The sequence below is a fragment of the Arthrobacter sp. H14 genome (assembly GCF_000520495.1).
Lineage (GTDB): Bacteria > Actinomycetota > Actinomycetes > Actinomycetales > Micrococcaceae > Arthrobacter_C.
Window position 1 is genome coordinate 8,106 of sequence record NZ_KI914630.1, and the last position, 19,463, is coordinate 27,568.

Below are 19,463 nucleotides of genomic sequence, written 5' to 3' on the forward strand. Positions count from 1 at the left end.
CGACCGGCGGCGGAGCCATGAAGCCGACATCGTCGCCCATCTCTTCCTCGAGGCCGGCGGCGAGCCACGAGCCGGCAACCAGGAAGACACCCTCGCCCTCGGCAAAGGCGTTCCAGGCGTCGTCGTACGCAGTTCCATTTGGAGCCTTGCCAAGGTAGCCCTGTTCGGCCCATTCACCGAACTGCGAAGCGGCGGCCTCATTTTCCGGCGTCGTCCACGATGCTCCCTCGTTGCCCAGGGCGAGCGCGGTGATCTCGTCAACGGGCACATGGGCGCCCTGGATCGGTCCGAACACATGCAGCGCCGGCCACTGCTCCAGGTTGCCAAGGTTTATCGGCACCTCGCCCGCCTCGCTGGCGGTGGCGAGGGCCTCTTCGAACTCCGCCCAGGTCTCAGGCAGCTCCATGCCGAGCTCCTCGAGCCTGCTCTCGGAGTAATAGACGCCGACGACCTCGCCGACCTGCGGCAGACCATAAAGATTACCCTCGCCGAAGGTCTTGCCGTCCTCGCTGTAGGTCGAGTACTGCAGTACTGATTCCGGGTACCGGTCCTTCCAGCCATAGGCCTCGGCATAGCGCTCCAGGCTGACGATCTGGTCGGTCGAAACGAACGCTCCCATGTCCGACCTGCCGTTGTTGGCCTGGACCACATCCGGGGCATCCTCGCCGGTGAGGGCCAGCCGCAGGGTGGTTCCCAGGTCATCGAAGGACTGCGAGTTCCGGTCGATGGTGACGTTCGGGTACTTTTCCTCGAAGGCAGCATTGAGCTGTGTCATCTGCTCGTTCTGGCCGCCGCGGACTTCCTGGTCCCACACCGTCAGGGTAATGTCGCCGAGGCTGGCGATATCCTTGGTAACCTCCCCGGCCGGTGCACTCGATTCTTCGGTCGATTCCAGGTTGGAACCGGGCGTGCAGGCGCTGATGCTCAGGGCCGCGACGGCGGCAACCGCCAACACGCGCCCGGCCCGCAGGGATGGATATTTCATCGCAAAACTCCTCGGTCGTATATATGTAATTGTGGATCAAACGGGACGGCGATGGGGGCAAGCAGCACCTTATTTCCTTCCGCCCACGGCGCCGGTCGTCTGGGCCAGGATCTGCAAAACCTCGTCCACCGTGTCGACGCAATGGACGGACCGCGACATGGTCCTGTCCCTTGCCAGCGATTGGAGCACCGGCCAGGCCGGCATCACATTGGTCCAATAATCCGTTCCGACGAGGATCATCGGGGTGACTGCTGTGTCCGCTGCATAGTAATTTTCGCAGGCGTCCTGGAAGATCTCCTGCACCGTTCCCGCGGCACCGGGCAGGAATACGATGCCGCCGTTGCACCGCTGCAGCAGGACCGCTTCGCGGACCGAATTGGTGAAGTACTTTGCTATGTGGGTGGCGAAGAGGTTGGGCGGTTCGTGGCCGTAAAACCAGGTCGGGATACCGAGGTTGGCGGTGCCCTGCGGATGGCGGGCCAGGACCACGTTGGCGCTCCGGGCCCAATCCGTAATCGACGGCTGGAAGCCCGGGGTCTCGGCCAGAGCGGCAACCGCGGCCGCAAGGTCCCCGTCGCTGGCAGCGGACAGGTAGGCGCCGAGATTGGCGGCTTCCATCGCTCCCGGACCGCCTCCGGTTGCCACCATTACGCCGCTTTGGGCCAGCAGGCGCCCAAGCCGGGCGCCGTCGTCGTACTCCTGAGTGCCGCGGACCACCCCATGGCCACCCATCACACCGACGACGTCGCGCCCTGCCGCTGGTCCGCCGGAGTCGAAGAGGTCGTCCAGAGCGTCACCGATCGCGTGATCGTGAAGGGCGGTGGCGAGCGTGGCATTCAGGTTCCGGGCCGTGCCGGGACGGGTGCTCCAGGCGTAGACCCGTGCGTCGAGCGTCTGCTCATACGGCTCAGCCTCAAGCCCGGAGTAGAGGTCCGCGGCGGTATACAGGCCTCCGCGGTAGGCGTCGAAGGGAATATCTGGCAGCTCGGGAAAGACCAGTGCGCCGCCGGAGCGCAGGTGTTCCTCAACGCCGTCGGAAAAATCGCAGCCAAGGAAAATGGACCCGGACGGATCAAGCCGCCGCAATGCCTCTCCGCGTTTGGTCAGGTCGATCGACTGGACATGCCAGCCCTGCATCGACACGGATCCCTGCTCGACGAGCGAGTCGAACCGCTCCAACGACTCGACGTCGACGGCGTTGACCCGGGGACCGAGGTTGGGCGCGGGATTCATACTTGAACCCTAGCAAGACGGACCGACAGTCCAAGGCGGAACCCGGAGGAGGTCAGGTACGGGCCTTGCGGGCGGCTGTTGCCTTGCCGTCCGGCTCAGGCTCAGGCTCAGGCTCAGGCTCAGGCTCAGGCTCAGGCTCAGCGTCCCGCTCGATGACGGTCGCCAGCGGTATCTCCCGCACGAAGGACAACAGCACCGCTGCGGCAATGGCCAGCGGCACCATGTACAGGAACAACGGCGTCAAGGCGTCGTTATAGGACTGGACGATCGGATTCTGCACGGCCTCGGGCAGTGTGTAGACGAGTTCCGGCGTCAGCGAGTTGATGCCACCCTGCGTGCGCGCCCCATCAGCAGGCAGCCGTTCGGTCAGCAAGGACGCCAGCCGGGCGGTGAAAAGGCTTCCCACAATGGCCGATCCCAGCGAGGCACCAATCTGACGGAAGAAGTTGTTCGACGCCGTCGCGGTGCCGACGACGCTGTTGGGAAAGGAATTCTGAACGATCAGCACGAGGATCTGCATACTCAAACCGAGTCCAATGCCCATCAGGGACAGGAACAGGCAGATCAGCACTACCGGTGTCGACGGCGTTATCAGGGACAGCAGCAGCAATCCGGCGGCCACCGAGTAAGCACCTGCAATCGGCATCCATTTGTACCGGCCTGTCTTGCTCACCAGCTGCCCGTCGATAATCGATGTCAGCAGCATCCCGCCCATCATCGGGACCATCAACAGACCGGCATTCGTGGCGCTGGCGCCGGTCACCATCTGCAGGTATGTGGGCATGTAACCGATGGCGCCAAACATCGTGACGCCGATCAGCAGGCCGCCGCTGGTGGTCAACACGAAATTCCGTTCCCGGAACAGATACAGCGGCAGGACCGGCTCTTCCGCACGGCATTCCACCAGCACAAACGCCACGGCGCTGACTGCCGTCAAGCCGAGCAGACCAAGGATCTGCGGCGAACTCCACCCGAATTTCGTACCGGCCCAGGTACCGACCAGGACCAGCGCCGTCGTGCCAACGGCCAACAGCATCATTCCAGTGATATCGAGCCTGACGCGTTTGCGGGGACGTTGCGGCAGATGCAGGAACAGCAACACGACGACCATGGCGGTGAGGCCGAGCGGCATATTGATCCAGAACATCCAGCGCCAGCCCGGGCCCTCCGTGAACCAGCCGCCGAGCAGAGGCCCGGCCACCGACGCGAGCGCAAACACCGCGCCCATGAACCCCATGTACTTGCCGCGTTCCCGGGCGGGAACGACGTCGGCAATGATCGCCTGGGAGAGGATCATCAGGCCGCCGCCACCAAGCCCCTGGATGGCGCGGCCGAAAATCAGCCAGTTCATTCCCGGAGCCAGCCCGCCGACGATGGAACCGGCCATGAAGATGGCGATTGCCAGCAGGAGCAGGTTCTTGCGTCCCATCAGGTCGCCGAGCTTGCCGTATACCGGCATCACGATTGTGGCCGCCAGGATGTAGGCGGTGATGACCCACAGCATCTGGTCGACCCCGTTGAGCTCGCCAACCATGGTCGGCAGGGCCGTGCTCAGGATCATCTGGTTCAGGGCCGCCAACAGCATGGAAAGCATGAGCCCGACAAAGAGCAGGACGATCCCCGGTTCTCTGCCGCCCGCAGCGGTGCCGGTTGACGAAGTGGCTGTGCTCATGGAACTTCCCGCAGGTCCTCCTGAAGATTCGTTGGCTTCATGATTCGCCTGAAAGAACAGTCTAATGGTCGTTGTCCAGCGCAACTATGCCTGGACGCAGAAAACCCCGGGTCCATGGCCAACGACCAAGAGCCCCGGGGCTTCAGGTTTTGCTTTAGAGGCTTTTCGCGATTTCGCGCAGCAACTCGGCAGTCTCGGAAGGCGTCTTGCCGACCTTCACACCGGCCGCCTCGAGTGCTTCCTTCTTGGCCGAGGCGGTTCCCGCAGAGCCGGAAACAATAGCGCCCGCATGGCCCATCGTCTTGCCTTCCGGCGCGGTGAAGCCTGCAACGTAGCCAACGACTGGCTTGGACATGTTCGCCTTGATGAAGTCGGCGGCGCGTTCCTCGGCGTCGCCACCGATTTCGCCAATCATGACGACAGCCTTGGTGTCCGGGTCTGCTTCAAAAGCGGCCAGCGCATCGATGTGGGTAGTGCCGACGACGGGGTCGCCGCCAATGCCGATGGCGGTGGAGAACCCGAGATCCCTCAGTTCGTACATCATCTGGTAGGTCAAGGTTCCGGACTTCGAGACTAGCCCGATCGGTCCCTTGCCGGTGATGTTCGCCGGGGTGATACCCGCCAACGACTCCTCCGGAGTGATGATGCCGGGGCAGTTCGGACCGATAATCCGCGTGACCTGGTTGCCGTCGGCGTCGACCTTGGACTGGGCAAGCGCCCAGAACTCGGCCGTGTCCTGAACCGGAACACCCTCGGTGATGATGACGACGAGACCAATACCTGCCTCGATGGCTTCAACGACGGCATCCTTGGTGAAGGCCGGCGGCACGAAGACGACGGACACATCTGCGCCGGTCTTCTCCATGGCTTCGGAGACCTTGCCGAAAACCGGCAGTTCGTTATCGCCGTGGGTAACGGTGGTTCCGGCCTTGCGGGCGTTGACGCCGCCAACAATGTTGGATCCGGCCTTGAGCATCAGGGCCGTGTGCTTGGAGCCTTCGCCGCCGGTAATGCCCTGGACGATGACCTTGGAGTCTTTGTTCAAAAAGATAGACATATGTGAAGTTCCTTAGATCTCGACTAGCTCAATCAGCGAGCCGTAAAAAGCTCGATCAGCGAGCGGAGAAGGCGAGCTGGGCAGCCTTATCGGCGCCCTCGTCCATGGTTGAAGCCAGCGTAACCAGCGGGTGGTTGTCCTCGGATAGAATCCGGCGGCCTTCCTCCACGTTGTTGCCGTCCAGGCGGACGACCAGCGGCTTGTTCGCCTCGTCGCCGAGGATCTTCAGTGCGTCGACGATGCCGTTGGCAACCGCGTCGCACGCGGTGATGCCGCCGAAGACGTTCACGAAAACGCTCTCAACCTGCTCGTCATTGAGGATGACGTCCAGGCCGGCGGCCATGACAGCGGCGGATGCGCCGCCACCGATATCCAGGAAGTTGGCAGGCTTCACGTCTCCGTGCTTTTCGCCGGCGTATGCGACGACGTCGAGCGTGGACATTACGAGACCGGCGCCGTTACCAATGATGCCGACTTCGCCGTCGAGCTTCACGTAGTTCAGGTCCGCGGCCTTGGCCTTTGCCTCCAGCGGATCCGCCGACTCTTTGTCCTCAAGCGCGGCGTGATCCTCGTGCCGGAACGCTGCGTTCTCGTCAATGGTGACCTTGCCGTCGAGGGCGATGATCGCGCCGTCTCCGGTTTTCACCAGCGGGTTGACCTCGACCAGCGTGGTGTCTTCCTTGGTGAAGACGTCCCAGAGCTTGAGGATGGCGGCAATGATTCCGTCCCGCACCTCGGCCGGGAAGCCTGCCGCGTCGACGATTTCCTCTGCCTTGGCCTGATTGAGTCCGGTGCCCGGATCAATGGCAATCCTCGCCAGCGCGTCAGGGCGCTCCACTGCGAGCTGCTCGATTTCCACGCCGCCCTCGACAGAGCACATGGCGAGGTAGTTGCGGTTGGCCCGGTCCAGCAGAATCGAGAAGTAGTACTCCTCGGCGATGTCCGCGCCCTGGGCAATCATGACCTTGTGGACTGTGTGGCCCTTAATGTCCATCCCGAGGATGTCACTGGCATACTGGAACGCCTCGTCGGCGTTCTTGGCTACCTTGACGCCGCCGGCCTTGCCTCGGCCGCCAACTTTCACCTGGGCTTTTACGACAACGACGCCGCCAATTTTCTCGGCTGCCGCCTTTGCTTCTTCGGGTGTATGGGCCACGATCCCAGCAAGCACGGGGACACCGTGTGCTTCGAATAGATCGCGAGCCTGGTATTCAAACAGGTCCACGTCAGTTACTGTCCTTCTACGTCGAAGTCGATGGTTAAGTTCCAAGGGGAACAATAGTTCAGTTTGGGCGGCTGCCCGTCCCACACTACCGCTTTCGTGAGTAAGCACACAGTTCTATAACTTGTAGAAAAGGCAGGGTCTGCGCTACTGCACAGTTGGCGAAAATGCAGCGTTACTGATGCGTGCCGGTGGCGGACCTGCGCCGCAGGAACAGGAACAGCGCACCCATGCCCAGCACGACCGCTCCGAGGAACAGTGGCGCGGGGCCCATCTGCGTTTCCGGCACCATCGCCGCGGCCTGGCTGCCATCATCAACATCGTTACCGGCCAGCTCCGCAGGGGAACCGGTTTCGGATACTTCGCTTGAGGAGATCGGCACGGGATCGCCGTCACTCAGGACAGTTATGGTCATTTCCTGTGCGGCTGTGGAGCCGTACCGGTCGGTGCTGACCACCGTGAAAGTGTAGGTTCCCGCCGCATGGGCTTCCGGCTGGCCCGTCAGTACGCCGCCTTCCAGCCGCATACCGGCCGGGAGATTGCCGACCTTGCTTGGGCTTCCGGCTACAGTTCCGCCACTCTTGCTGTCGGCGACACCCTGGATTGTAGGCCCGGAGTCGAGCAGCTTCGAGGAACCCATCAAGGTATTGGGAGCCGTTCCAATCCAGCGTGAGCTCTGCACCGGCGCTGGATCCGCTTCCGTGCCTGCCAACTCGGAGCCCTTGAGACTGTAGGTGAACGGTCCTTTGCCACCCTCGGTGTGGAGCACAACTGGCTCGTACGGCTCACCGGTGCGTGCCGGTTCGAGAGGCGGCGCTTCAATATCGAGCGGACGTTCCTTGACCACAATCGTGTACTTGTGGGTGGTGCGGACGTTCCCGGAGATGACCTCGACAGTGAACGAATGCTTTCCAACGTGCTTTACCGTGCCGGCGATGAGCCCGGTATCCGGGTCCAGAATCAATCCCGGAGGCAGCGCTCCCGAGACCACACGGTAAGTGAAATCACCGGTTCCGCCGGTGGCATCCAGATTGAGCTTGACCTCGTCTCCCGCCACAATGCCGGAGTCGACGTCGGGATCCAGTGTCAGCGGTGGTTCGGGGTCACCAGGAGCCGGTCCATCCGGTGGGCCTGCAGGATCCTGCGGCCCGGAGGGTGCGGGGGTCTCAGTGTTGGGGGCGTCGGTGTTGGGGGTNTGGGGGTGCCGGTGTTGGGGGTGCCGGTGTTGGGGGTGCCGGGATCGGTAGTACCAGTCGAAGGGTCTTCCACTGGGCCGGCGGGTTCCTCAACCTGGCCGCCGGGTGCCGGATTGGTGGTGGGGTTATCGGTGTTGGGGTCCCCGGCGGGCGGTGGGTACTGGGTGGTCCCACCGTTATCGGTTCCCCCGCTGGATGATCCGTCACCAGGCGCACTCTCGACGGGGTCAGGCTGCGGCTGCGGGTCCGGCTCCGGTTGCGGGCCCGGCTCCGGGGCCTCCCCGGATGGTGTTTTGCCTGTTGTGGGATCGCCCGTCGACGGCGACTCGGTCCCACTACCGTCCCCTGTTGGGGTCTCCAAGGCGGGAGTTTCCTCCTCCAGCTTCGGGACAAGCTGTGGTCCACCATCCAAGGTGGGAGTGGGTCCGGGCGGCGGCGAAGTGGTGGACGTGGCCGTGAGGTAAATGAGCGGAGCGGCTGCCTGGGAGGGCGCAACGAAGGCAAGACTCATGGCGGTCACTATGAGTGACAGCAACAGCGCATACACCAAACGTATGCGGTCCGCCGAGCGGTTCATTCCGGTCTCCCCCGAGCGAGTGTTTCCCTTGATGCGAGTTCTAAGAAGTTAGTCCTGGATATTCAGTTATCTGTTGCTTTTCGATCCCTACGCCTTGCTCAACGGTGCATACCTGAGCAGTAGGCGCTTTTCCCCTACATTGAACTGTACCTTGGCAACGGTCTTGTCTCCAGACCCCTCGAGCGAGAGAACGGTACCATTTCCAAAACTTGTGTGACTAACTTTATCTCCAATTTCCAAAGAAAGAACCTCTTTGTTCGGCTGAACTCTTCCGGCAGCCGCTGGCCGGGACACCGTGCTGGGCGGCAATTGGCCCCCTCCGGCGGCTCCCCAGTAGGATCCGCCGTACCTGCTCGTTCCGCCGCTGTTGCCCGTTCCCCAGCCGTCCGTGGCAAAGCTCCGGGACCTGCCTTCACGCTTCCAATCGACCAATTCGCGGGGAACCTCCTCAATGAACTGGCTCGCCGGATTGTATTGGCTCTGCCCCCACATGCTGCGCTGCTCCGAACGGGTCAGATACAGGCGTTTGCGGGCACGCGTCAGGCCCACGTAAGCCAGCCTCCGCTCCTCAGCCAGTTCCGCCGGATCGGCCATCGACCGTTGATGCGGGAAGATTCCGTGCTCCAGGCCGGTCAGGAACACGACCGGGAATTCCAGACCCTTTGCGGTGTGCAGCGTCATCAGGGTGACAACGCCTTGTTCGCGGGCCGCCTTGGCCTGGGCGGCAATGTCCTCTTCCGATGCGCCCTCTTCCGGCTGATCCGGTATCTGGTCGGCATCGGCCACCAATGAGACCTGCTCGAGGAACGCGCCCAGTGAACCGTCCGGATTGTCGCGCTCATACTCCCGGACGACGGCGACCAGTTCGGCAAGGTTCTCCACCCGCGATTCGTCCTGCGGATCGGTGCTTTGCCTCAGTCCCGCAAGATATCCAGTCTGTTCAAGCACGGCTTCCAGCGCGGCGGCCGCACCAGAGCCGTCGGCAACGTCGCTAAGATCATCGAGAAGCTTCACGAAACCGGTCACAGCGTTGACCGACCGGGTTGCCATGCCGGGCGCCTCTTCCACCCGGCGCATCGCTTCCATGAAACTGATCCGGTCACGGTCGGACAAGGCTGCCAGTGCACCCTCTGCCCGGTCACCGATGCCGCGCTTCGGTTCGTTGAGGATCCTGCGCAAGTTCACAACGTCGTCGGGATTCACCAGCACGCGCAGGTAGGCCAAAGCGTCCTTGATTTCCTTGCGCTCATAGAACCGTGTGCCGCCGACGACCTTGTAGGGCAAACCGACGCGCATGAGGATTTCCTCCAGCGAGCGGGATTGGGCGTTTGTGCGGTAGAAGATCGCGATGTCGCCCGGGCGCAGGCCATGGTCGTCCTGCAGCCGGTCGATCTCATCGGCGATGAAGCGTGCTTCCTCGTGCTCATTTTCGGCCACGTAGCCGATGATCTTTTCACCGTCGCCTTCGGCTGTCCAGAGCCGCTTAACCGGGCGGTCCGGGTTTCTCGAAATGACGGCGTTCGCGGCCGAAAGGATGGTCTGGCTGGAGCGGTAGTTCTGCTCAAGCAGGATCGTCCGCGCATTCGGATAATCCTTCTCGAATTCGACGATGTTCCGCACATCGGCACCACGGAATGCGTAGATCGATTGGTCCGAGTCCCCGACGACGGTCAACTCGGCGCGATCGTCCGAATCTGATGCGCCAACGAGCTCATGAACCAGCGCGTACTGGGCGTGGTTCGTGTCCTGGTACTCGTCGACCAGCACATGGCGGAACCGCCGCCGGTAGGAATCCGCCACCGCAGGAAAGGCGCGGAGCAGAAAGACGGTTTGGGCAATCAGGTCATCGAAATCCATGGCATTCGCGGCCCGAAGGCGTTGGGTGTAGCCCTTGTAGACTTCGGCAACCGCCTGCTCAAACGGGTCCGAGAGGTTTGCAGAGGAGGCAAAAGTGTCGTCGTCGATGAGTTCATTCTTCAACGCGGAAATTTTGTGCTGGATCGACCGCGGCGTGAAGCGCTTGGGATCCAACTCATGCTGTTTGGCCACCTGCGTGATCAGGCGCAGCGAGTCCGCGGAGTCGTAGATGGAGAAATTCGAGTTCATCCCGACCGTTTTGGCCTCACGGCGCAGGATCCGCACACATGAGGAGTGGAAGGTGGAGATCCACATGTTCCGCGCCGAATCGCCGACCAGGACCCCAATGCGTTCGCGCATCTCTGCGGCCGCCTTGTTGGTGAACGTAATGGCGAGGATCTGTCCCGGCCTGGCACGGCGGGTCGCGAGCAGGAAAGCAATCCGGTGGCTCAGCACCCTCGTTTTACCGGAACCGGCCCCGGCGACAATCAGCAGCGGGCTGCCCGAGTGCTTGACTGCCTCCTCCTGTTGCGGATTCAACCCGGCCAGTAGGTCCCGCTCTCCGGGGAGTGCGGGGGCGGCTGTGCGGTCGTCCGTGTCTGCCAGTTCCGAGTAAAGAGAATTCATGGTGCTTTAAGTCTAGGCGCTGGCACAGACAGGAACGACGGCGGCTCTGCGACCCTGACTGACGTTTAAATAATTGTGCCCGTCGGCTCTGAGTCCGACGGGCACAATTTGTTGAGGTTGTGTTCAATCTGCTCCGCGATTGAACGATCAGTTACTAGTGACCGGCGGCGGTACGCTTATCCGTCTCTTCACCAAGCTCCTTCAGGGTGCCGGCACGGCGGTCTGCCAGGTACTGCTTCATTTCCTTCTTGATAACCGGCAGCAGCAGGTAAACACCAAGCAGGTTGACGAAGCCGCAGACAAACAGCGCCGCATCCGAGAACGCCAGCACCTGCCCGAAGGTCAGCACGGTACCGATGACGGTGAAGGAGAGGAAGATGATCTTATAGATCACTTCCGAGACGTTGCCCCGTCCAAACAGGAACTCCCAGGCCTTCAGCCCGTAGTAGGACCAAGTGATCAGGGTGGAGAAGGCGAACAGCGCAACGGCGATGGCCAGCACAATCGGGAACCACGGCAGCACGGTTTCGAAGGCATCTGATGTGAGGATCACGCCGTCCGGCGTACCCTCGCCAGCCTGGACCTGATCGATACCGGCTTGGAAGCTCGGCGCACCGGCGATGATGATGGCCAGGGCCGTCATCGTACAAATAATCACAGTGTCGATCAGCGGCTCGAATAGTGCAACGAAACCTTCACTGACCGGGCGCCTGGTCTTCGCTGCAGAGTGTGCAATCGGGGCCGAGCCGAGACCGGCCTCATTCGAGAATGCCGCACGGGTGAAGCCGGTGATCATGACACCGATAACGCCACCCGCGATGCCTTCGGCCACAAATGCACCTTCGATGATGGAAGCAAACGCTTCCGGCACCTGGCCGAAGTTGGCGAAGATGACAATCAAGCAGGCGATCACATAGACGATGCCCATGGCCGGAACCAACCGGCTGGTGGTGGCGCCGATGGACTTGATGCCGCCCAGGATGACTGCTGCGACGAGGCCGGCCAGAATTAGGCCGAAGATCAGGGCGGCACCATCGCTACCCATGAGTCCGTCTGCTCCGCCGGTCACATTGCGAATCTGCGCGAAGGTCTGGTTGGCCTGGAACATGTTGCCGCCGGCAACACCGAAGATCAGGATGGCGACGGCGAAGATGCCGGTCATGATCTTGGCCGGGATATTGCCGATCTTTCCATAGGCCACCATTAGATACTTGAACGGCCCGCCAGAAACGGTGCCATCCGGATGAACCTCGCGGTATTTCACGCCAAGAGTACACTCGGCGAATTTGGTGCACATGCCCAGTAGACCTGCGAGGATCATCCAGAACGTGGCGCCCGGACCACCGATGGCCATGGCTGCACCTACACCTGCGATATTGCCGAGGCCGACTGTTCCTGACAGGGCCGAGGTCAGAGCTTGGAAGTGCGGCACTTCCCCGGGGTCACTGGGCGTGGAGTAGTGCCCGCGGACAACCTCTGAGGAAACCTTGAGGCCACGGAACTGGATAAAGCCGAGGTAGATAGTAAAGATGACGCCGGCGGCAATCAGCCACGCGACGACGAACGGGAACTCAAAGCCGCCGATTGAGATGGGAAAAAATACAATCTTCCCAAACCAAAAAGCCACAGGTTCGAAAACTGTGTTGATTGAATCTTCAATTGATGTAAGCCACTCGGACTGCGCGAGGGGTGCGATTACGTTTGTTGCCATGGTTCAATAACCAATCGTATATTGTGACGAATCTCAAACTGAGTGAGTCGATTCTCTCACAATGAGATCAGATTGTGACTGATGCCACACATCTCGAATTGGTCAATTTTCCGGTCTTTCACGCCCCTTTGAGCACCCCGCAGGCAACAGTTGGAGCGCCTCGGATCCGGCGCACGGCAGGCAACCGGCGGCGTAAGGCAACTACTCCGGCAGCAATCCGGAACGCTCCCCGATGCTGACGGTTCCGGACTTTTTATAACAATTAGGCTACGGCACCTCGAGGGCCAGCTGATGAGCTCATCCTGTTAGGCTGACTGGTGGTGAGCCGGGAAGTCTGGTCGGCATATGCAAATCGTCGAGCCTTCCGGCAAGGAGCCTAATTGTGGCTGAGAGTTCATCTGAAAGAAGTTCAAAACCGAGCTTTCTCGGCCGGGGGAGTTACACCGAGGCTGTCCGCATCGGTCAAATACTCCGCAAGGAAACCGTGGGCGGCGCACTACTGGTTGTGGCCGCCGTCGTCGCACTCGTTTGGGCAAATTCGCCTGCCTCGGACAGCTATTTCGCGCTGCGGGACTTCTCGATCGGTTATGAACCATGGCATCTGGAGTTGAGTCTCGGCGCGTGGGCAGCCGACGGCTTGCTGGCCATCTTCTTCTTCCTGGTGGGTTTGGAGCTCAAAAAGGAATTCGTCGCCGGGGACCTTCGGGACATGAAGAAGGCTATCGTGCCCGTCGCCGCCGCTGCCGGTGGAGTTGCCGTACCGGCCCTGCTCTACGTGGCGGTGAATATCTACAGCCCTGAGACGCTATCCGGTTGGGCGATTCCCACCGCCACGGATATCGCCTTCGCCGTGGCAGTACTGGCCATCATTGGCTCACATCTACCCAGCGCCCTGCGGATTTTCCTGCTGACACTGGCAGTCGTTGACGATCTGCTCGCTATCTCCATCATCGCCTTCTTCTACACCGACGAGGTTCAAGCACTCCCCCTGATGCTGGCACTGATCCCACTCGCCCTATACACGTTCCTGGCGCAGCGGTTTCGGCGCTTTTTCGGCCTCAAAGCCTCAGCCGCCTGGTTCATCCTACTGCCCCTCGGAGTCGCCGTGTGGGCGCTGGTCCATGCCTCCGGCATACATGCCACGGTTGCCGGTGTACTGCTCGGTTTTGCGGTCCCTGTCATCCGGAGCCAAGCCAGCGGCGGGCCGAACGCAGGTCCAGGACTGTCGGAAATCTTCGAACACCGTTTCCGCCCCCTCTCAGCTGGCATCGCGGTACCCCTGTTCGCTTTTTTCTCCGCCGGCGTGACGATTGGCGGGTGGAACGGTTTCACCTCAGCGATTTCTGACCCAGTGGGATTCGGCATCATCGTGGGCCTCGTTGCCGGCAAACCTATCGGCATAGTGGGAATAACCTGGGTCGTCACGAAGGTCACCAAGGGCGAACTCGATAAGTCGTTCAAGTGGATTGATGTGCTCGGTATTTCGCTGCTGGCCGGTATTGGCTTCACCGTCTCCCTGTTGGTGGCCGAGCTGAGTTTCGGACCGGAAAGCACGGACAACGCCACCGCCAAAGTGGCCATCCTCACTGCATCAGTCCTCGCCGCCCTGCTGGCCTCGGTAGTACTGCGATTGCGGAACCGGCACTACCGGAAGATCGAGGCACAGGAAAGCGTCGATGCCAACCAGGACGATATTCCCGATGTCTATCAGCAAGAAGGAAACCGGCAGGAACAGTAACGGACCAACCTGCACCTCCTTTGAGCCTGTAAGCTGGATTGCGCACCGGCGCTGCTGGTGAATTTCGCGTGAGTAGCTCAGCTGGATAGAGCATCCCTCTCCTAAAGGGAAGGTCGCGGGTTCGAATCCCGCCTCGCGCACTGGCGTTGAGCTGAACCAGACGACATACGGGTTGTTCGGAGGACCTTAAAACGGATAGTGAAGTTGCTGACCTCAGAACGTTCCTCCTTGGCACCTGGCGGATCGAGCGCCGGTTGCTTGACCGCGCGTCGGGCAATTCCGGAACATTTAACGGCACAGCGTTATTTAACGACGACGGTTCCGGCGGCTTGATCCATGATGAAGCAGGCACACTGGCGTGGCCCGGCCAGGCGGCGGCGCCAACCACCCGGCGCTTGATTTTGAAGCCGACAGGTTCTCCTTCCGCCATGGACGTATTCTTCGATGATGGCCGCCCGTTCCACCGGCTGGACTTATCCACCGGAATGGACCACCCCGAACACCCCTGCTCCCCCGATGTCTACCGCGGCTCCTTTCATGTATCAGGTCCGGACTCGTGGAGTTACCAATGGACCGTGACAGGTCCTGCGAAGGGTCTGCTGCTGGCCAGCGAACTTCGCCGGGATACGGATGCTAATCACTCAGGACCGGAATAAACGTTGTCCGGGTAGTGGTTCCACCCCCATAAGCTTCCTATGAACCAATCTGAAGGGAATGCATGATGAAAATTGTAGTTGTCGGCGGCCACGGAAAGATCGCCATGTCTCTGACCCGCCAGCTTGCCGGCCGCGGCGATGAAGTCCTCAGTATTTTCCGCAACCAAGACCACACCGCCGACGTTGAAGAGGCCGGAGCCAAGCCGTTGGTCTTCGATCTCGAAAAGTCGGACGCTTCGGAGCTGGCCAAGAGCCTCGGCGGCTTCGACGCCGTCGTTTTCGCTGCCGGCGGTGGGCCAAACTCCGGTGTTGAACGCAAGGAGACTGTGGACCGGGACGGTTCCGTGCTGGCGGCCGAAGCAGCCGCCCTTGCCGGCGTCGACCGTTTTGTCCAGATTTCCGCCATCAGTGTCGACGAGCCGGTGAGCGCCGACGCGAACGAGCAGTGGACGGCGTATGTCAAGGCCAAGAAGGACGCCGATGACAGCCTCAAGTCAACCTCGCTGCAGTGGACGATCCTCCGCCCGGGCGGGCTGACCGATGACCCCGGAACCGGGAAAATCGAGCTGGCGGAGAAGCTCGAACGCGGACAGATCCCCCGCGAGGACGTCGCCGCCACCGTCGTCGCGGTGCTGGACCAGCCCGAATCGCAGGGCCACGTGTGGGAACTTGTCGGAGGCGAAACTCCCATCACCGATGCCGTCCTCGGGGGAATCTAGACTTCGGCTTCGGCCTTCTCGGTAGCAACCACATCGGCCTCGGCCTTGTCCGTCTCAGCCTTGTCCACCGCAAACTGCGTGCGGTACAGCTCGGCGTAGCGCCCGTCGGCAGCCAGCAGCTGCGAGTGTGTACCGCGCTCGATGATCTGCCCGGCCTCCACCACCAGGATCACGTCGGCGGCCCGGATGGTGGAGAGCCGGTGGGCGATGACGACGGCGGTACGTCCGGCAAGTGCCTCGGCCAGGGCTGCCTGCACCGCCGCTTCGGAGGTGGAATCGAGGGCAGCGGTGGCCTCATCGAGGATCACGACGCGCGGTTGGGCGAGCAGCAGCCGGGCGATGGTCATCCGCTGGCGTTCACCGCCCGAGAGCCGGTAGCCGCGCTCCCCCACCACGGTATCGAGTCCGTCCGGCATGGACCGGATGACAGGTTCCAGGCGGGCACGTTCGATCACGCTCCAGACCTGCTCATCGGTGGCATCCGGTGCGGCAAGAGTGAGGTTGGCCCTAATCGTGTCATGGAACAGGTGCCCGTCCTGGGTGACCATGCCGAGGGTGTTCCGCAAGGATTCGAATGTCACGTCCCGCAAGTCGGTGCCCGCCATCCGGACAGCGCCGCCGTCGACGTCGTAGAGCCTTGCCAGCAGATTGGCGATAGTGGACTTGCCGGCGCCGGAGGACCCGACCAGGGCCACGGTCTGGCCCGGTTCGACCCGGAAATTGATCCCATGCAGGACTTCTTCGCCGCCGCGGGTGTCCAGTGTGGCCACTTCTTCCAGTGAGGCGAGCGAGACTTTCTCGGCCGAAGGATAGGCGAAGGTGACGTCGTCGAACTCCACTGCCACCGGTCCGGCCGGAACTTCCACGGCGTCGTCCTTTTCGGTGATCAGGGGCTGCAGATCCAGCACTTCGAAGACGCGCTCGAAGCTGACCAGGGCGCTCATGACCTCGACCCGGGCACTGGCCAAGGCGGTCAGCGGCGCGTAAAGCCGGGTCAGCAGCAGGGCCAGCGCGACGACTTCGCCGGCGTTGAGCTGACCGATGATGGCGTAGAAACCGCCGAGACCGTAGACCAACGCGAGCGCCAGTGCGGAGACCAGGGTTAGCGCCGTGACGAAGGTGAACTGCACCATGGCCGTTTTCACGCCGATATCCTGCACGCGGCGGGCACGGGCCTCGAACTCCGCAGACTCCTCGTGCGGCCGGCCGAAGAGCTTGATCAGCGTGGCTCCGGGGGCCGAGAACCGCTCGGTCATCTGCGTGCCCATGGACGCATTGTGGTTGGCGGATTCGCGTTGCAGGGCCGCGAGCCGCTTGCCCATCCGGCGGGCGGGGATGACGAAGACCGGAAGCATGATCAGCGCCAGCAGCGTGACCTGCCAGGACAGTCCCAGCATGACCACGAAGGTCAGCACCAGCGCCACAATATTGCTCACGACGCCGGAGAGGGTTCCGCTGAAGGCCCGCTGCGCGCCGATGACGTCGTTGTTCAGACGGCTGACCAGCGCGCCTGTGCGGGTCCGGGTGAAGAACGCGATCGGCATTTTCAGCACATGGTCGAAGACGGCGGTGCGCAGGTCGAGGATCAGTGCTTCGCCGATCTGCGAGGATAGCCACCGGCTGAGGAGTCCGAGACCGGCGTCGGCGATGGCGATCAACGCGATCAGGACCGCCAACCGGACGACGGTTTCCACCGACTCGGACTGGGTGATTGCGTTGACCACTTGACCGGCCAGCAGAGGTGTGGCGACGGCCAAAACCGCGGTGACGACCGAGAGTATCAGGAACCACACCAGCTTTTTCCGGTGCGGAGCGGCAAAGCCCATGATCCGTTTCAGCGTGGCCTTATTGAACGGTTTTGCGTCATTCTTGGCATGGGTGATGCTGTAAAGCGAATGCCATGCCGCCCCTTCCATGCTCATCTGCACGGACCTCCATACCTTGTTATCGCCGCCCGGCAATCTGCGTCGGCGGGTGCCTGCGCCGAAAAGGCGCTGCTAAGAGCCTAAAGCCACAACAGCAGGGGAGGTCATTCCATTCCGGACAGCCGCCGACCGGATGCTGGTGGAAGGGTACACGTCATCCGGTTTCGTCCGTCCCGGCTCCGAGCTCGTTATTGACGGCGGGCAGGATCTCGGTTCCCAGCAGCTCGATCGACTCGAGGACCTGCGCCTGTGGCACGGAGGAGAAGTCCAGCTGGAAGATCTGCCGGCCGTGCTCCATGAATTCGTGGGCGCGGAGGATCTTGTCCGTGATCTGCTCCGCGTTGCCGACGAACAGAGCGCCGCGTTCCGAGGCCTGCATGTCGAAGGACTGGCGGCTCGGCGCCGGGAAACCGCGCTCGGCGGAGATCCGGCTCATCGAATCCATCCAATGCGGGAAGTAGGTTTCGTGCGCCTTCTCCCGCAGAATCAGGCCAACTGAACTGACGCCGACCTTGAGGCTGCCGGCGTCGTGCCCGTTTTCTGTGGCGGTGCGGCGGTAGAGCTGTTGGTGTTGGGCGAAGCTGTTGATGGCACCGCCGAGCATTGCGTAGATCACTGGCTTGCCCAGTACCGCCGCCCGGACCGTCGACTCGGGGGTTCCACCGGTGGCGATCCAGATATCGAGGTGCTCCTGCACCGGCCGGGGCAGGATGCGTGCGTTCTCCAGCGCCGGGCGGAACTTGCCGTTCCAGGTGATGTACTCGTTTTCGTCCAACTCGAGCAGCAGTTGGATCTTTTCGTTGTAGAGCTCGTCATAGTCGGCAAGATTGGCGCCGAACAGCGGGTACGACTCGATGAAGGAGCCTCGCCCCGCGGTCAGCTCCGCCCGGCCGCCGGAGAGCAGATCCAGCGTGGCAAACTGCTGGTAGACGCGGACCGGATCCTCGGTGCTGAGTACGGTGACGGCACTGCCGACGCGGATGTTCCTGGTCTGCGCGGCCGCCGCGGCCAACACCATTGCCGGCGCGGAAACCGCATAGTCCGGCCGGTGATGCTCACCTATCCCGAAGTATTGCAGCCCGACCTCGTCGGCGAGTCTGGCGCGTTCGAGCAGATCCGTCATCCGCTGCTGTGGCGATGTCTTCTCCCCAGTGACTGGATTTGGGTGGATGTCGCCAAAGCTGAAGATACCGAGTTCCATACTGACCGCAACTACCCGTGAATCGCTTCTATTTCCGGCCCAGCAAGACCGCCTCGTACGACGTCGTTTGTTTCCATAGTGCCTCTGCGACGGCGGCCACCGCCGGCTGGCGCAGCGAATCTGCCCGCAGCACCATCCAATACGGCAGCTCCTCCTTGAAGTCATCCGGAAGCAGCCTTACCAGATCCGGGTGCCGATCGGCCATAAAGCAGGGCAGGAACCCCACTCCAGCGCCGGCCCGGGTGGCCTCCACGTGCACGAACACATTGGTGGATGTCAGCGAGTCCCGCATCGACGGCACAAGACGGCGCGGCGCATCCAGGTCGTCGACTTGAAGCATCGAGTCGACAAAGTAGACCAGCGGGTGCTCCTTCAGTTCTTCCGGCGTCGCAGGGGTTCCATGCTCTGCCAGGTAGCTGCGGGAGGCATACATTCCCAGCATGTAAGGACCCAGGCGGATGGCTTCGGCCCGGTGGACTTGCGGCTCCCCCACCACGACCTCGATGTCGAGTCCGGAGCGCTGCTGCAGGGCACGCCTGGTTACGGTTTCGATCTCCACGCTGAGTCCAGGGTGTTGCCGCCGCAGGGCCGCGACGGCCGGCGCGGCGATGTAGGCGCTGAATCCGTCCGTGGCCGACATCCGGACCACGCCCGTGAGCCGGTCCGTCTCATCGTCGCTGCCGTTCAACCGTCCGACCGCCAGCTCGACGTTTTCGGCGGCCAGAACCGCCCGCCGGCCGAGCCCGGTCAGCTCCCAACCACCGGACGCCCGGGATAGGACCCGCGCACCCAGATTCTTCTCCAGAGCCGCGATCCGGCGCGAAACGGTGGTGTGGTTCAGGCCGAGATCTTCGGCCGCGGCGGTAAACCGCCCGGACCGGGCAACGGCGAGGAGAACCAGCAGATCGTCAGGGTTCGGCGGCGTTCGTAGCGGGGGCGGTACGTTCATTCTGCAATTCTGCACCCCATGGTGGCCCTTATTGGCAGATATTTGGCTGCCCCTTTGGGACATTTAACCCTGCGCACGCATGTCGAAATGTCCCAACGGGGAGCACTCCGCCGCATTCGACGCCGATTACCGGTGCTT

At 62.1% G+C, this 19,463-nt stretch carries 13 protein-coding genes, 1 tRNA gene and 1 pseudogene; 4 read left to right on the forward strand and 11 right to left on the reverse strand.

The window, feature by feature from the left end; all coding sequences use genetic code 11:
* The 8 genes from Y707_RS23285 to Y707_RS0104035 all read right to left on the reverse strand — a co-directional run.
* The coding region (locus tag Y707_RS23285) for an ABC transporter substrate-binding protein (protein ID WP_051441625.1) at positions 1–985 on the reverse strand (985 nt) is incomplete at its 3' end.
* Positions 986–1,054: 69 nt separating this feature from the next.
* Positions 1,055–2,218: an LOG family protein gene (locus Y707_RS0104000; protein ID WP_026534124.1), complete on the reverse strand. Its 1,164-nt coding sequence runs from the start codon at positions 2,216–2,218 to the stop codon at positions 1,055–1,057.
* 52 nt (positions 2,219–2,270) lie between these two features.
* Positions 2,271–3,890: an MDR family MFS transporter gene (locus Y707_RS23290; protein ID WP_081744596.1), complete on the reverse strand. Its 1,620-nt coding sequence runs from the start codon at positions 3,888–3,890 to the stop codon at positions 2,271–2,273.
* 154 nt (positions 3,891–4,044) lie between these two features.
* On the reverse strand, positions 4,045–4,947 hold the full coding sequence (sucD, locus tag Y707_RS0104010) for a succinate--CoA ligase subunit alpha (RefSeq protein ID WP_026534125.1): 903 nt from the start codon (positions 4,945–4,947) through the stop codon (positions 4,045–4,047).
* 55 nt (positions 4,948–5,002) lie between these two features.
* Positions 5,003–6,172: an ADP-forming succinate--CoA ligase subunit beta gene (sucC, locus tag Y707_RS0104015; RefSeq protein WP_026534126.1), complete on the reverse strand. Its 1,170-nt coding sequence runs from the start codon at positions 6,170–6,172 to the stop codon at positions 5,003–5,005.
* Positions 6,173–6,344: 172 nt separating this feature from the next.
* A complete protein-coding gene (locus Y707_RS0104020; protein WP_026534127.1) occupies positions 6,345–7,226 on the reverse strand; it encodes an Ig domain-containing protein in 882 nt (293 codons plus the stop codon).
* Positions 7,227–8,029: 803 nt separating this feature from the next.
* Entirely contained in the window at positions 8,030–10,426 is a 2,397-nt protein-coding gene (gene pcrA / locus Y707_RS23295; RefSeq protein ID WP_051441626.1) for a DNA helicase PcrA, read from the reverse strand.
* A gap of 154 nt (positions 10,427–10,580) precedes the next feature.
* Positions 10,581–12,137 carry an alanine/glycine:cation symporter family protein gene (locus Y707_RS0104035; protein ID WP_035780242.1) on the reverse strand — a complete coding sequence of 519 codons (1,557 nt, stop codon included), beginning with the start codon at positions 12,135–12,137 and terminating at the stop codon, positions 10,581–10,583.
* 382 nt (positions 12,138–12,519) lie between these two features.
* Between Y707_RS0104035 and nhaA the strand changes: the two genes are divergently transcribed.
* From nhaA to Y707_RS0104055, 4 genes and pseudogenes are all read left to right on the forward strand, one after another.
* Positions 12,520–13,875, forward strand: coding sequence for a Na+/H+ antiporter NhaA (gene nhaA / locus Y707_RS0104040; RefSeq protein WP_026534130.1), 1,356 nt, complete (start codon positions 12,520–12,522; stop codon positions 13,873–13,875).
* A gap of 66 nt (positions 13,876–13,941) precedes the next feature.
* Positions 13,942–14,015 (forward strand) — tRNA-Arg (locus tag Y707_RS0104045).
* Positions 14,016–14,111: 96 nt separating this feature from the next.
* Positions 14,112–14,531: pseudogene (locus tag Y707_RS32585) on the forward strand (DUF6314 family protein); the annotation flags it as partial.
* A 62-nt stretch (positions 14,532–14,593) separates the two neighbouring features.
* Positions 14,594–15,250, forward strand: coding sequence for an SDR family oxidoreductase (locus Y707_RS0104055; RefSeq protein WP_216699200.1), 657 nt, complete (start codon positions 14,594–14,596; stop codon positions 15,248–15,250).
* Here Y707_RS0104055 and Y707_RS0104060 read toward each other — a convergent pair.
* From Y707_RS0104060 to Y707_RS0104070, 3 genes are all read right to left on the reverse strand, one after another.
* Entirely contained in the window at positions 15,247–17,172 is a 1,926-nt protein-coding gene (locus Y707_RS0104060) for an ABC transporter ATP-binding protein (RefSeq protein ID WP_026534132.1), read from the reverse strand. The genes Y707_RS0104055 and Y707_RS0104060 overlap by 4 nt on opposite strands.
* Before the next feature lie 157 nt (positions 17,173–17,329).
* On the reverse strand, positions 17,330–18,376 hold the full coding sequence (locus Y707_RS0104065) for an LLM class flavin-dependent oxidoreductase (RefSeq protein ID WP_026534133.1): 1,047 nt from the start codon (positions 18,374–18,376) through the stop codon (positions 17,330–17,332).
* Positions 18,377–18,404: 28 nt separating this feature from the next.
* A complete protein-coding gene (locus Y707_RS0104070) occupies positions 18,405–19,325 on the reverse strand; it encodes a LysR family transcriptional regulator (protein WP_026534134.1) in 921 nt (306 codons plus the stop codon).
* Positions 19,326–19,463 lie beyond the last annotated feature (138 nt).

What these genes read in the sequence shown, in the direction of transcription:
- Y707_RS0104000 (WP_026534124.1), bottom strand. Translation starts at nt 2,218, where the DNA reads ATGAATCCCGCGCCCAACCTCGGTCCCCGGGTCAACGCCGTCGACGTC.
- Y707_RS23290 (WP_081744596.1), bottom strand. Translation starts at nt 3,890, where the DNA reads ATGAGCACAGCCACTTCGTCAACCGGCACCGCTGCGGGCGGCAGAGAA.
- sucD (WP_026534125.1), bottom strand. Translation starts at nt 4,947, where the DNA reads ATGTCTATCTTTTTGAACAAAGACTCCAAGGTCATCGTCCAGGGCATT.
- pcrA (WP_051441626.1), bottom strand. Translation starts at nt 10,426, where the DNA reads ATGAATTCTCTTTACTCGGAACTGGCAGACACGGACGACCGCACAGCC.
- Y707_RS0104035 (WP_035780242.1), bottom strand. Translation starts at nt 12,137, where the DNA reads ATGGCAACAAACGTAATCGCACCCCTCGCGCAGTCCGAGTGGCTTACA.
- Y707_RS0104055 (WP_216699200.1), top strand. Translation starts at nt 14,594, where the DNA reads ATGATGAAAATTGTAGTTGTCGGCGGCCACGGAAAGATCGCCATGTCT.
- Y707_RS0104060 (WP_026534132.1), bottom strand. Translation starts at nt 17,172, where the DNA reads ATGAGCATGGAAGGGGCGGCATGGCATTCGCTTTACAGCATCACCCAT.
- Y707_RS0104065 (WP_026534133.1), bottom strand. Translation starts at nt 18,376, where the DNA reads ATGGAACTCGGTATCTTCAGCTTTGGCGACATCCACCCAAATCCAGTC.
- Y707_RS0104070 (WP_026534134.1), bottom strand. Translation starts at nt 19,325, where the DNA reads ATGAACGTACCGCCCCCGCTACGAACGCCGCCGAACCCTGACGATCTG.